Origin of the sequence: Chrysanthemum yellows phytoplasma, from assembly GCF_000803325.1 — a bacterium.
Lineage (GTDB): Bacteria > Bacillota_I > Bacilli_A > Acholeplasmatales > Acholeplasmataceae > Phytoplasma > Phytoplasma asteris.
This window is the reverse complement of sequence record NZ_JSWH01000087.1, coordinates 1-13,017: the sequence shown is the minus strand read 5'-3', so window position 1 is coordinate 13,017 and position 13,017 is coordinate 1. Positions and strand designations below refer to the sequence as shown.

At 29.4% G+C, this 13,017-nt stretch carries 8 protein-coding genes; 1 reads left to right on the top strand and 7 read right to left on the bottom strand.

The genetic code is table 11. From position 1 onward, the window contains the following. Positions 1–294: 294 nt before the first annotated feature. The 5 genes from gpmI to OL66_RS01530 form a co-directional block, all read right to left on the bottom strand. Positions 295–1,833 carry a 2,3-bisphosphoglycerate-independent phosphoglycerate mutase gene (gene gpmI / locus OL66_RS01550; RefSeq protein ID WP_034172191.1) on the bottom strand — a complete coding sequence of 513 codons (1,539 nt, stop codon included), beginning with the start codon at positions 1,831–1,833 and terminating at the stop codon, positions 295–297. Between the two features lie 120 nt (positions 1,834–1,953). Then, positions 1,954–3,246, bottom strand: a complete 1,293-nt coding sequence (eno, locus tag OL66_RS01545) for a phosphopyruvate hydratase (RefSeq protein WP_034172190.1) — start codon at positions 3,244–3,246, stop codon at positions 1,954–1,956. 168 nt (positions 3,247–3,414) lie between these two features. Then, a complete protein-coding gene (locus OL66_RS01540) occupies positions 3,415–4,695 on the bottom strand; it encodes a glucose-6-phosphate isomerase (protein ID WP_011160657.1) in 1,281 nt (426 codons plus the stop codon). A gap of 122 nt (positions 4,696–4,817) precedes the next feature. Continuing rightward, positions 4,818–6,323 (bottom strand): MATE family efflux transporter, encoded by a 1,506-nt coding sequence (locus tag OL66_RS01535; protein ID WP_034172189.1) that lies wholly within the window; start codon positions 6,321–6,323, stop codon positions 4,818–4,820. A gap of 123 nt (positions 6,324–6,446) precedes the next feature. Beyond that, positions 6,447–7,445 carry an ATP-dependent 6-phosphofructokinase gene (locus tag OL66_RS01530; RefSeq protein ID WP_052177937.1) on the bottom strand — a complete coding sequence of 333 codons (999 nt, stop codon included), beginning with the start codon at positions 7,443–7,445 and terminating at the stop codon, positions 6,447–6,449. A gap of 1,047 nt (positions 7,446–8,492) precedes the next feature. Here OL66_RS01530 and OL66_RS01525 point away from each other — a divergent pair. Beyond that, on the top strand, positions 8,493–10,088 hold the full coding sequence (locus OL66_RS01525; protein WP_011160654.1) for a multidrug transporter: 1,596 nt from the start codon (positions 8,493–8,495) through the stop codon (positions 10,086–10,088). A 107-nt stretch (positions 10,089–10,195) separates the two neighbouring features. Here the strand turns inward: OL66_RS01525 and topA are convergent, their stop codons facing one another. Both topA and ylqF read right to left on the bottom strand, forming a co-directional pair. Then, positions 10,196–12,139 carry a type I DNA topoisomerase gene (topA, locus tag OL66_RS01520; protein ID WP_034172188.1) on the bottom strand — a complete coding sequence of 648 codons (1,944 nt, stop codon included), beginning with the start codon at positions 12,137–12,139 and terminating at the stop codon, positions 10,196–10,198. A 90-nt stretch (positions 12,140–12,229) separates the two neighbouring features. Beyond that, a partial coding sequence (gene ylqF / locus OL66_RS01515; protein ID WP_034172187.1) for a ribosome biogenesis GTPase YlqF occupies positions 12,230–13,017 on the bottom strand: 788 nt, incomplete at its 5' end.

Sequence of the window (13,017 nt, the reverse complement as noted above, 5' to 3'; positions counted from 1 at the left end):
ACTGCAAAAAGATGTAAAGCACAAACAGCTACAAAAAAAAGAAACATTAAAGGGTGAAACCCAAAAATCTTTATTTGTTTGTCTTTTTTCATTATAATTTACTCCGATTCTACACAAAAAAAATAAAATAACTAATAAATTCATAAATATGATGTAATATAAATAATAAAGTTATAAATAAATGGTTAATAAATTGTTTTTTGTGATTTTTTATTTTCAAAATTATTAGCTAAATAAGTAATCAAAATCACTTAAATAATTAATTATGGTATTCTTAAATAATAAAGTTAATGATTAAACTAGTTTTTTAATTAAACTATTTCCTGTCATTTCTTGAGGTTTTTTAATTTCTAATAAATCTAGCATTGTGGGTGCAACATCACATAAAGACCCCGGTTTTAAGACAACATTTTTATCTGTAACGATGAAAGGAACTAAATTAGTGGTATGAGCTGTGTGTGGATTTCCTTGGTTATCTGTCATTTGTTCGGCATTTCCATGATCTGCTACAATACAGGCTTTGCCTTTAACTGCAAAAATGGCATTTAAAACTTCTTTAAGACAGCTGTCTACTGTTTGAATCGCTTTAATGGTAGCATCTAAAAAACCAGTATGTCCTACCATATCAGGATTTGCAAAATTAAGAATTAAAGTATCGTATTTACCAGATAAAATAGCAGTTTTAGCATGGGTGGTAATTTCTAAAGCACTCATTTCGGGTTTAAGATCATAAGTTTTTACTTTGGGAGAAGGAATTAAGATTCTATCTGCATTTTTTAATTGCAGTTCCTTGCCACCATCAAAGAAAAAAGTTACATGAGGATATTTTTCAGTTTCTGCAATTCTTAGTTGGTGCATTCCTAAATTGGCAATTACTTCACCATAAATATTTTTTAGAGTTATTTTTTCAAAAGCAACTACACTTTTAACTTGAGCGCTGTATTTAGTCATTGTTACTAAAAAAAGATTATTTAATAATTTAGTACCGCAAAAATTGGTTTTACCCTCAGAACAAAAAGCATTAGTAGCACAAGGATTAGATAGAGCAGTTGCAAGACGCATGGCACGGTCAGGACGAAAATTAACAAAAATAACTGCATCATTATCATTAATTAAACCATTTGGATTGGTAATAAAAGGAGTGATAAATTCATCTGTAATGCCTTGATTATAAAAATTTTGTATAGTGTTTTCTAATGGCAAGTCAATAACAGGAGCTTGTTTGGATGTAAGCATATTATAGACTAAATTAATGCGGTTCCAATTGTTATCACGGTCAAGAGCATAATATCTACCAACAACAGAAGCAATATTAAAGCCATAATCAAGAAGGTCTTTAATGTAGTTAATACCTGAATGAGGACTTGTGTCTCTTCCATCAGTAAAAGCGTGTAAAAAGGTGTTGTTTGCTAAATTGTTTTCTTTTAATAAATCAAATAAAGCTTTAAAATGATCTAAATGAGAATGAATTCCTCCATCAGAGATAAGTCCTAAAAGATGCATTTTACTGTTGTTTTTTTTAACATGTTCGATGGCTTGAAGAAATTGTTTGTTGGTGAAAAAAGATTTATCACGAATAGCTTTATTAATTTGAGTAAGCGATTGATAAACAACTCTTCCTGCTCCTAAATTAAGGTGTCCTACTTCACTATTTCCCATTTGACCTTGGGGAAGACCCACTTCTTCACCTGAGGCTTTAAGAGTGGTATTGGGAAAGTTTTTTAAAAGATAATCTAGATAGGGAGTCTTTGCCAAATGAAAAGCGTTATTTTCTTTTTGGTCGGTTAAGCCTAAGCCATCTAAAATAATTAATCCTACAAATTTTTTAGTCATATTCCCAAACTCCTTACCTCAAAAGAACATCTTAAACGATGGTCTTGTCAATAATAATGTTATTTTGTTTTTGTATTGTTTGTATTATTAAATCACTTTTGTTTTGTGTTTAATTGGGATTTATTTTTTCAAATTATAAAAAGTTTTTAATCCTAAAAAAGGAGCTTCTACTAATTGGTCTTCAATTCTTAATAATTGATTGTATTTTGCCATACGATCAGTACGTGAACAAGAACCAGTTTTAATTTGACCCGCATTAGTAGCAACAGCTAAATCAGCAATAGTTGTGTCTTCGGTTTCGCCACTACGGTGAGAAATAACAGCGGTGTAAGAAGCTTTTTTTGCCATTTCAATTGTTTCTAGGGTTTCTGTTAGAGTTCCTATTTGATTTAATTTAATTAAAATAGAGTTTCCTATTTTGTTTTCAATTCCTTGAGCTAATTTTTGGGTGTTAGTAACAAATAGGTCATCCCCTACTAATTGGATTTGGTTACCTAATTTTTGGGTTAAGTATTTCCATCCATCCCAATCATTTTCATCAAGTCCGTCTTCGATTGAAATAATTGGATATTTAGAAACTAAAGTTTCGTAATAATGAACTAATTCTTGGCTACTAAAAGCTTTGTTATTTTCAGATGCAAGAACGTATTTTTGAAGTTTTTTGTCATAAAACTCGGAAGCTGCAACGTCCATTCCTAAAAAAATGTCTTTTCCTGGCTCGTATCCTGCACTTTTGATAGCTTCCAAAATGATTTGTAAGGCTTCTTCGTTAGAATTAAGGTCAGGTGCATATCCGCCTTCGTCTCCTACTGTAGTTGGAAGTCCTTTTTGTTTTAAGATTTTTCCTAAATGGTGAAAAACTTCAGCCCCATAACGTAAAGCTTCTTTAAAAGATGTTGGTCCAGTTGGTAAAATCATAAACTCTTGAAAATCAACACTGTTAGAAGCATGAGCTCCACCGTTGATAACATTCATCATAGGAACTGGCATTTGTTTAGGTAAAACGCCTCCTACATATTGATAAAACTCAAGATTTAAGTAGTTAGCTGCAGCTTTAGCACAAGCCAAAGAAACACCTAAAATAGCGTTAGCTCCTAAATTAGATTTGTTAGGAGTTCCGTCAAGTTTAATTAATAATTTATCAATTAAAGTTTGTTCTAAGACAGAATAACCTTCTAATTCTGGTTGAATAACTTCAGTAACATTTTTAACAGCTTGCAAAACGCCTTTACCTAAAAATCTTTTGGCATCCCCATCCCTTAATTCAACTGCTTCGTATTGTCCGGTAGAAGCTCCTGAAGGAACAATAGCTCTTCCAAACGCTCCTGATTCTGTATAAACTTCTACTTCTACTGTAGGATTTCCTCTGGAATCTAGCACTTCGCGCGCTAAAATACTTTCAATATATGGCATAATTAATACTCCTTTTTTAAATTGGCTTTTAATTATAAAATGAAAAATAAAATAACTTTTGTTTTTGGGACAAATAGTTAAATTTACTAACCATAAATATTATAATGGTTTTTTGCTAAAAAATGTATTTTAATGTGTAATAAATGAATATTTTTGTAATAATTGCAATTATGACTTTAATAAAGCAAACATTTTTTGTTTGTATATTTCTACTCCGGGTTGATTAAAAGGGTTAATTCCTAACAACGAACCTGACATTGCACAAGCTTTTTGGAAAAAATACGCTAAATATCCAAAATGATATGCATCCAAAGTAGGAATGACAATTTCTAAATTAGGAACTTTGCCTTCAATGTGGGCTTGTTTAGTGGCTTGAAGAATTTTTTGATTAATTTGTGAATAAGTTTTTCCAGCTACATAATTAAGATTATCAAGTTCGTTTGGAATGTGAGGAACAACGCAATCATCTTTTATTGATGTAACATTTAAAACTGTTTCAAAAAGCATTTTGGTGCCTTCTTGGATAAATTGCCCTAAGGAATGTAGATCAGTAGAATTGTTGGTGGCTCCTACAAAAAGCCCTTTTTCTTCTTTGCCCTCAGATTCAGCAAATAATTGTTTCCACCATTCCGAAAAAGAAAGGAGATGCGGTTCGTAACTTACCAATAGTTCCATTTTTTTGTTTTGTTGGGTGTGAAGCAAATACCTTGCTAAAGCGTACTGATAGGCTTGATTTTGAAAAAGGTCTTCTTGAAAAGTGTCGTGATAAGCTTGCAAAGCGCCTTTCATCATTGAGACAACATCTAAATTAGCAAAAACAAAAGGAAGGATGCCTACGCTTGTAAAAACACTAAATCTTCCACCCACAGAATCAGGAATAACAAATGTTTGATAACCTTCTTTAAGGGCTAAATTTAACAAAACGCCTTTTTGGCTGTCAGTGGTTACAAAAATACGATTTTTGGCAAGTTGTTTGCCGTATTTTTCTTCTATTTCTTTTTTCAAGATTCTAAAAGCAAGGGCTGGTTCCAAAGTGATACCTGATTTTGAAATAACATTAATTGCCCAATTTTTGTCTTTAAGATAATGGAGCAAATTAGTTAAGTAATTGCCTGATGCTTGATGACCTGCAAAAAGAATTTCTGGCTTAGTTTTTTTAAAGGGCGTTTGCAAAAATTCAATTCCTGCTTTGGCTCCCAAATAAGAGCCTCCAATGCCAATTACTACTAAAACATCTAAATTGGGGTGGGAATTTTTTAGTTGTTTCATTTTTTCAAGTTCTTGGAAATCAAAATGTAAGGGTAGTTCTAACCAACCCAAATATTTTTCTTTTAGTTGTTGGTCTTGATGTAATTTTTGGTGTATGACTTTGATTTGAGGGGCAAAAGTTTGGGCATAATTGTGCCAATCTAAAAAATTATAAATCCCTTCAAGGTTTAATTTCAACATTGTGTAATTTTACTCCTTTTATTATTTATTATTTGGTGCTTTGTTATAATTTATTAAATATTTTATTCTCATTTATTAAATGTTTAAATATTTTTAAATGTTTTTCAGTATTGTATTAATTTTTATTTAATAATTTTGGTTTGCAAAGCATTATTTTTATTTTTCTTAAAACGCGGGGTTTGGTTGGTTTTGTTTTGACGCAAAAAAGATACAAATAAATAAGTAGTTGTCAAAAAGACAATAATATTGCTTCCAAAAGTACTTAAACCACATTGAGTAGCATCAGGAATTGAAACATCTTTTAATTGGGGCAAAATGTCATGCAAAAACCATAAAATAATTATTCTTAAAACAACTCTTAAAAGATTAATTACAAAAATAAGATTAGCATTTTTCTTATAAGATGCGACATAACCCATCATTAAAGTAGTCCATACAGAAAAAAACAAAGAAGTTTGTTCCCAATTAAGGATTTCTTTAAAGGATGTTATTTTTTGTGTGGTAAAAACTTTTTCAGGTTTTAAGGCAAGCAATAATTGTTCACCACAAAATTGATTTATAAATACTCCAATAATTCCTATAATAAGAGTAATTACAACAACATTTTTAAAGATTTTAAAAGTTTTGCTATTGCTTTGAAAAGTAACACTTTGAGATACCATAGCAGATTGACTATCTTCAAAAGAATTAGAAATAGCATAAAAAATACCATTAACTGCCATAACAAATCCAAAAATATCTACTAAGTTTTCTTGATCTTTGGTAAAATAACTGTCTATCATAGCAAGAATAATGAGTTTACCAATTTCATAAGTAGATTTGGCAATAATTAATGTTACTGCTAATTTCAGGATAGTTTTTACTGTGCGTTTAGAAAAGACTAGGTTTTTAAATTGCAACTTAAAAATATTTTTAGAACTAAACATACAATAAAAAGTTACCAAAGTAAGCAATAAATTAGCAATTAAATCAGCTAGGGCTAAATCAATTAAATTAACTTGATTTTGTTTGATTGCTTTAAAAGCAAAAGAAATACTAATTCTTGTAATAATAAGACAAATATTAAGGATTAAGACAAATCTAGTTTTTTCCTTGGCGCGTTCTAATCCAATAAAAACTGCATTCATAGTAATAGCTACAAAAGTAATTAAAATAAGATAATAATATGTAAGTCCATTTTGGCTATGATAACTTTTATTTAAAAATATATCTCCAAATGGAGCTGGTAAAAGGACACCTAAACCGAAAACCACTAAAAAGAATAAAGAAGAAATAATTGCCAATAAAAAAGCTAGGGTAGCGTATTGTTTGGCTTTAGTAAAATTCTTTTTTTTGTATTCTCTAGCTACTAAAATAACACCTGCTCCACCTAAAGCTATAGCAACACTTTGCAAAATTTTTTTAATTTGTGCCATATAAGAGATGGTTTTATCTAAATTGGTGCTGGAATTGGGTTGGTTCCCAATAATATAAAAATCAATGTATACGGATAATTGTTGAAATAACAAATAAATAGCAATGGGAAAAGTAAGAATAATTAAATTGATCCAAATAGGTCTTTTAAATGATTTAGGGGTTTGGTTGGCAGGTTTGGAAGGGTGTGGCAAATGATTTTTTTCAATAGACATAAATATACTCCGTTTTATTTTTTTAGTATTTATATCAAAATCAATTGTAATTTATTTGGGGTTTGGGATTTGGAAGTACAAAAATTAATTTTGATAAATACAATATTTTATTCTACAATCATTTTACAACAATTTAGCTACTACATTAAATAATTCATTTTTTTCATAAGTTTTTTCAAAAAGATCACCAAAAGTAGTGTAATGCAAATTAAGTCCGCAAGTGCCAACAGCACAATTAAAAATGTTTTGTTGCAATAAAGAAACGGCATAACTTCCCATTCTAAAAGCAAGGACTAGATCTTCTGCAGTTGGTTTACCACCTCTTTGAATGTGTCCTAAAACTTGGGCTCTAGTTTCGAAACCACTGTAATTTTCTACCTCTTTGGCTAAACTTGCAACATCAAAAATATGTTCAGTGACAACTACAATAGCATGTCTTTGGTTTGCTTGGCGCAAAGATTTAATTTTTTGGCAAATAGTTTTTTGGGATAAAAGATTTTCGCGAGTAACAATAACGTCTGCTCCTGCAGCAAGTCCACCAAATAAAGCCAAATCCCCTTTGTGGCGTCCCATCACTTCAATAATACTGCATCGGTTGTGAGAAACAGAAGTATCGCGCAATTTTTCAATGGCATCTACAATATTATTGAGAGCAGTGCTAAATCCAATAGTAAAATCAGTGGCACAAATATCATTGTCAATGGTGGCTGGCAGTCCTACGCATTTGATGCCAAGTTCGTGCAATTTGGATGCTCCTTTATAAGAACCATCACCACCAATTACAACTAATTTATCAATTCCTAAAGTTTTTAAATTTTTGGCGCATTGCTTGCGAACATCTAAATTATTTTGAAAATCTAAAAAACGAGAAGTTCCCAAAAAAGTACCAGACACATTAAGAACACGAGGAAATGTTTGAGGATTTAAGATTTCGATTTGGTTATTAAAAAGTCCTAAATAACCATCTTTTACGCCGAAAACTTCAAATCCTTGTTTAGCGCTTTCAAAAACTAAAGCACGAATAGCTGCATTCATTCCAGGAGAATCGCCGCCTGAAGTTAACACAGCAATTTTTTTGTTTTCTTTTGTTGTTGTTTTTGCTTTTTGGTTTTCATTTTTCATTTTAAAATTAAGTCTCCTTTATATTTTTGAAATATTGTAAATATTGTTAAATGATTAGTTTGATGAATGTTTTTTAATAAATCCGAGTGCGCGAGTCAAAATTAAAATAAATGAAATAAATAGTTGTTAAATGTTAATAAGTAAAAAAATAGTGTACTTGAAAAAGTTCCAAAGCGTTTAAAAAAAATAATAAAATATAATATGATTAGTTTGGTTTTTGTTTTAACTGTCTTTTTTGTGTCTTTATCCAAATTATAAATTATTATTTTAAGTAAATTTTTAGGTATTTCAAAAACTAACTAATCTTTTTTTATGAAAATTTTTATGAAAAAACTTTTTATGCTAGTCTTAGAATTTTTTGATTTATTAACAGCTACATTTAAATTGTATACGATTTAATCAAATATTGCAATTAAAACGTATTATTTTTGTTCTTTTTGTAAAAATTTTGTGATATTTGGGCTTTTTCGCAAAATAAAACAAAATATTGCAACAAATATTTATTGGCTAAAATAAATAAAACAATTGAAAAATAAGTTTTCAAAAAAATAATGAAGTTGTTTTTTTGGAATAATTTTATTAGCTTTTTGGATTTGGATTTCCTTTTTTTAGTTGTTTTTTATCTTTGGGAGTAGCAAAAATATTAACACTTATTTTTTTATATGTTATACTTAAAGAGTAGTTAAGAAAACAATTTGCAGTTATTTTAGATTTAATAAGCATTTTTTTGTTATGTTTTTTCATCAAATGATTGCTAAAAGAAAACAAAAACTTTAACCAATTAAACCTAAAATCTTTTTTTGAAAACCTTTAAAAATCCTTAATTACAAATCCTTAAAATAAAGGCAAAAATGTTTGTTTGAAAAATAATTAATTTTTACATTGACAAAAAAGATACAAACAAACACTTTTAAAACTGCAAAAAATAACTGCCATTTGTTTTTTAAATTTATACTTTTTTGCACAACAAATGCAATAAAAATAAATATAATAATTTATCAATTTATTTCAATTAATTTCAAATCAAAAGGAAGGTTTTTTAAATAAATGACGAAAAACAAAGTAATTAATAAAAAAGATAAAATAAGTAGGCTTGTTTTGGAGGGAAACTTATTAAAAGCTTTATGGATTATTTCTTTGCCTATTATTGTTTTTAATGTTTTTAAAGCTTGTTTCGGTAGTGTTGATACTTTTTTTGGAGCTGGTCTAGAAGGAGCAACCCAAAGCTACATTCAATTTTCCAAATCCGCTCAAAGCATTGTAGAAGCAGTAGGAGTTTGTTTAGGAATTACAGGAGTTGCATTAATTTCGCGCGAAGTGGGTAAAAATAAAAATGTCAAATCTTTAAAAGCTCGTAAAATAGCATCTAGCGTTTTTGTTTTGTTATTCATAGTAAGTTTGGTTGTAGCTTGTGTTATGATTGGTTTTTCCAGCCCTATTTGTAGTCTTTTTTTAAAGGAAAAAGTAATTAACGGAGTACCAAAGGCAATAACAACTGAGGAAAAAAATCTTTGCATTAACGCTTTTAGATTACAAATGTTGGGCACTATTTTAGCTGCTATTAATGTTTTCTTTTTAGGAATTGAAAGAATTTTGGGAAAACTTAAAAAAATTTTGGTTCTAAACTGTATTATGATGGGTTTAAAAATTGGATTAAGTACTTTATGTTTTGGCATCAAAGTCATTGGTTTAGAAGCGTTGTGTCCCAATGTTTTAGGGTTGCAAACAGCTTCATGTCTTGCTTATTTATTTATTACAATAGTTGCTTTTTTCACTCTTTTTAACAAAAAAAATCCTTTATTTTTAAGTTTAGGCGATTTTTCTTTTAAAACTTTTTTCCAAGACAAAAAATTACTTAAAACTATTTTGAAATTAAGTATTACTTTAACAATAGGCAAATTTATTTATGAAGGCGGAAGAATGTTTACCTTATTTATGGTAGATAGCACATTTGATAAACCATTTTTAGCTGGAACTCCTTTCGAATTTAAAGGTTTGGGCGGCTTAGGTGCAATTGGAGTTGCTGATAGCATTATTACTTTATTTGCTCAAATATCGTTTTCGTTAAAAGAAGGACAATTAATGATTGTTTCTGAAAACTTAGGGAACAAAAATAACAAAAGAGCAATTAAAACTTTAATGCTTGTCTCATTTTGTTGTTTTTTAGTATTTGCAGTTACTTATTTAATTTGTGCTCCTAAAGAATATTGTGGGCTTGGTTTTGGTGATGATTTATGCTTATTTTTTAAAAATTTAGGCAAAGAAAAAAAAGACCAAATGACATTAGATATGTTTCATGCAAAAAACCCAGAATTTAAGTCCTTTTTGTTGGGTGCTCTTTTAACAACTTGTCTATTAACTAATCAATTAGAAGTTTTTTCTACTTTCTTAATTGCAGCTAAACAACCTAAATATGATTTGTTGTTAAGTTTTGGTCGTGTTTTTCTTTTCAGAATACCTGCCCTTTATTTCTTTAGAAATGTTTGGTTTGGAAATGAAGAAAAAACAAGCATTAAAATAAATAATGCATATGGATTTGCCAATTTCAGTGCTAATTTCATTATGTTAATGTTTATGGTTTTTGTATGTGTTCGTTTTGTATATAAATTAAAAAAGGAAAAGCAACCAAAAAGTTTTAAATAAATTCATAAATTAAAAAAGACTATCAATCGATAGTCTTTTTTGTTATATAAATGACTTGAAAATATTGTAAATATGAAAAAATTTTTTATGTTTTTCATTGAAAAAACTTAAGTTTTTTTAATTTTAACAATATTTTTACATTCAGGAAAGCGACTGCAACCTAAAAAATTACCATAGCGTCCTTTTTTGATGAGTAAAGGAGCGTTGCATAAATTACATTTTTGATCGGTTTGCATAGAAGGATTTGTTTCTACAGAACTTGATTTTTCTTTTAAAGAAACAATATTTTTACATTCAGGAAAGCGACTACAACCTAAAAAAATACCATAGCGTCCTTTTTTGATGAGTAAAAGGGCATTGCATAAATTACATTTTTGATCGGTTTCGATATCTTTTGGTTTTTCTAATTTTTGATCGGCTATTTGATAAAGTTGTTTGAAAGCATCATAAAATTCTTGCAATAATTCTTTATTATTAACTAATCCTGAAGATATTTTATCTAAATTTTCTTCCATTTTGGCAGTATATTTAACATCAATAATTTGTTTGAAAAACAATTCTAAGTTTTTAGCAGTCAAAATTCCTTGTTCGGTAGGAACAAAACGTTTTTCTACTAAATCAACATAAATTCTTTTTTTGAGGGTAAAAATGATTTGAGAGTAAGTAGAAGGCCTTCCAATATTTAGTTTTTCTAAAGTTTTAATCAAAGTGGATTCAGAAAAGCGTGCTGGAGGATTAGTAAATTTTTGTAAATTTTGGATTTCTTGAGGCAAATAAGTTTCATTTAATTTAAAGGAAGGAATAATTTTATCTTTGGTGCCATCTTGCAAAATTTTTTGATAGCCATCAAAAGTTTTTATCAAACCTTCAGTTAAAAAAAGATGGTTTGCAACTTCAAAAAAAACTTGGGTTTTTTGAAATATGGCAGGTGTCATTAAAGAAGCCAAAGTTCTTTGATAAATAAGTTTATAGAGTTTATTTTCGTATTTATCAAGATGAGGGGCTAGGCTTTCAGGCGTTTTGGATAAATCAGTGGGTCTTATAGCTTCGTGAGCGTCTTGCGACTGAGCTTTTTTATTGGTTTTGTAAGTACCTAAATATTCTTTGCCATATTGTGTTTTAATTAATTTTTGAGCATCTTTAACAAAGCTGTCTGCAAGTCTTTGCGAATCTGTTCTCATATAAGTAATTAACCCTATAGATTCACCTAAAATATCAACTCCTTCATAAAGTTTTTGAGCAACTCTCATAACTTGATTAGAAGTTATATTTAGGCTGTTGATGGCTTCTTGTTGCAGGGTAGATGTAATAAAGGGTGGTTTGGGTGATTGTTTGGCTTCTTTTTGTTTTAATTCTTTAACTAAAAAGGGTTTATCTGTGATTTGTTGGACAATTTTAAAAGCTTCTTTGGCTTTGGTTTTGCCTTTGTAAGGATTTTGGTATTCTGCTTGAAAATCTTTAAAAAAAGCAGTAATAATATAGTATTCTTCAGGGACAAAAGCTTTTATTTTTTCTTCTAAATCAACAATTAATTTAAGGGCAACTGATTGCACTCTTCCTGCTGATTGTGATTTGAGTCTCCTTACCAAACGCGACAGTTTAAACCCAATAATACGGTCTAGCATTCTGCGAGTTTCTTGTGAAAACACTAATAGTTCATCGATTTTGCGAGGTTGTTGCAAAGCTTTTAAGACTGCTTCTTTGGTAATTTCTCGAAAAACAATTCTATTAGTTTTTTGGGGGTCTAAATTAAGAATTTGTGATAAATGCCAAGCAATTGCTTCTCCTTCGCGATCAGGATCGGTTGCTAATAGCACTTCTTTGCCTTTAGTTTTTTGGATAAGAGTTTCTACGATATTGTCTTTTTCTTTGATAATGCTGTATTTAGGAATAAATCCTTTTTCGATGTCAATTCCCATTCTGTCTTTGCCTTTTAGCGACAAATCTCTAATATGACCTTTGGAAGATAAAATTAAAAATTCGTCATTTAAAAAACGGCTTAAAGTTTTGGTTTTAGCAGGAGATTCTACTATAATAACTTTTGATTTCATTTTTTGGGCTCCCTCAATTAAAAGATATGGTTAGTTTGGGTAATTAATTGTTTTGCGTTTCTATTTTTTGGTTTGGTGGTTGGTTGGGTTTTAGAAAAGTTTTTCAAAGAGAGATAAAACATCTAAGTCAAAATTTAATTTCCCTAAGTTACCTTGCCTTATTTCTTGCAATAACATTTGATAAACTCTAGATTGATCAACTTTTTGATTTTTAGTATAAATATTTCTTTTTTGTCCGATAATATCAACTAAATTAGGGTTAGATAAATCATTTTGGTCTAAATTGAAGCGTTTTTGCAAATTGGTACCATAATGTTTTATAAGATAGCAAAGTGCGTGAATTCCTAATTTTTCTAAAGGTAAAATGGAATCTTTAAAGCAGCCTGCAAGTGCTAATGCCAAACTTATGCGAGGATCAGAAAAATTGTGCCACAAAACTCCTGGAGTATCCAAAAACTGGATATTGGGTTTAGCAATGTCAATCCATTGAATGCGTTTGGTAGTGCCTGCTAAATTAGCTGTTTTTAAAACTTTTTTTTGGGCAAAACTGTTAATTAAAGTTGATTTGCCAACATTGGGAGTTCCTACAATCATAGCTTTAATGTTGGGAGTTTGGGTTGCTATTCTTCTAGATTTAAAAAGGGGATTTTTGGCTTTGATTGTTGTTAAAGCTTTTTGATATATTTCTTGAAGTTTAGGGGATTTGATAGCATCAATTGTTAAAACAGGAATTTGTTTTTTGTGATAATTAGCGATAAAATTATTGATTTTACAAGGATCAGTTAAAGAAAATTTATTTAGCAAAATAAGGAGGGGTTTTTGGCGTTGGTTAATTAAAGAAAAAATTTGAGAATTGAGGCTTGAAAGAGGAATTCTTG

Bases quoted from the DNA above. Each gene is read 5' to 3' on its own strand.
- gpmI (WP_034172191.1), bottom strand. From the start codon at position 1,833: ATGACTAAAAAATTTGTAGGATTAATTATTTTAGATGGCTTAGGCTTA.
- OL66_RS01525 (WP_011160654.1), top strand. From the start codon at position 8,493: ATGACGAAAAACAAAGTAATTAATAAAAAAGATAAAATAAGTAGGCTT.
- topA (WP_034172188.1), bottom strand. From the start codon at position 12,139: ATGAAATCAAAAGTTATTATAGTAGAATCTCCTGCTAAAACCAAAACT.
- OL66_RS01530 (WP_052177937.1), bottom strand. From the start codon at position 7,445: ATGAAAAATGAAAACCAAAAAGCAAAAACAACAACAAAAGAAAACAAA.
- eno (WP_034172190.1), bottom strand. From the start codon at position 3,246: ATGCCATATATTGAAAGTATTTTAGCGCGCGAAGTGCTAGATTCCAGA.
- OL66_RS01540 (WP_011160657.1), bottom strand. From the start codon at position 4,695: ATGTTGAAATTAAACCTTGAAGGGATTTATAATTTTTTAGATTGGCAC.
- OL66_RS01535 (WP_034172189.1), bottom strand. From the start codon at position 6,323: ATGTCTATTGAAAAAAATCATTTGCCACACCCTTCCAAACCTGCCAAC.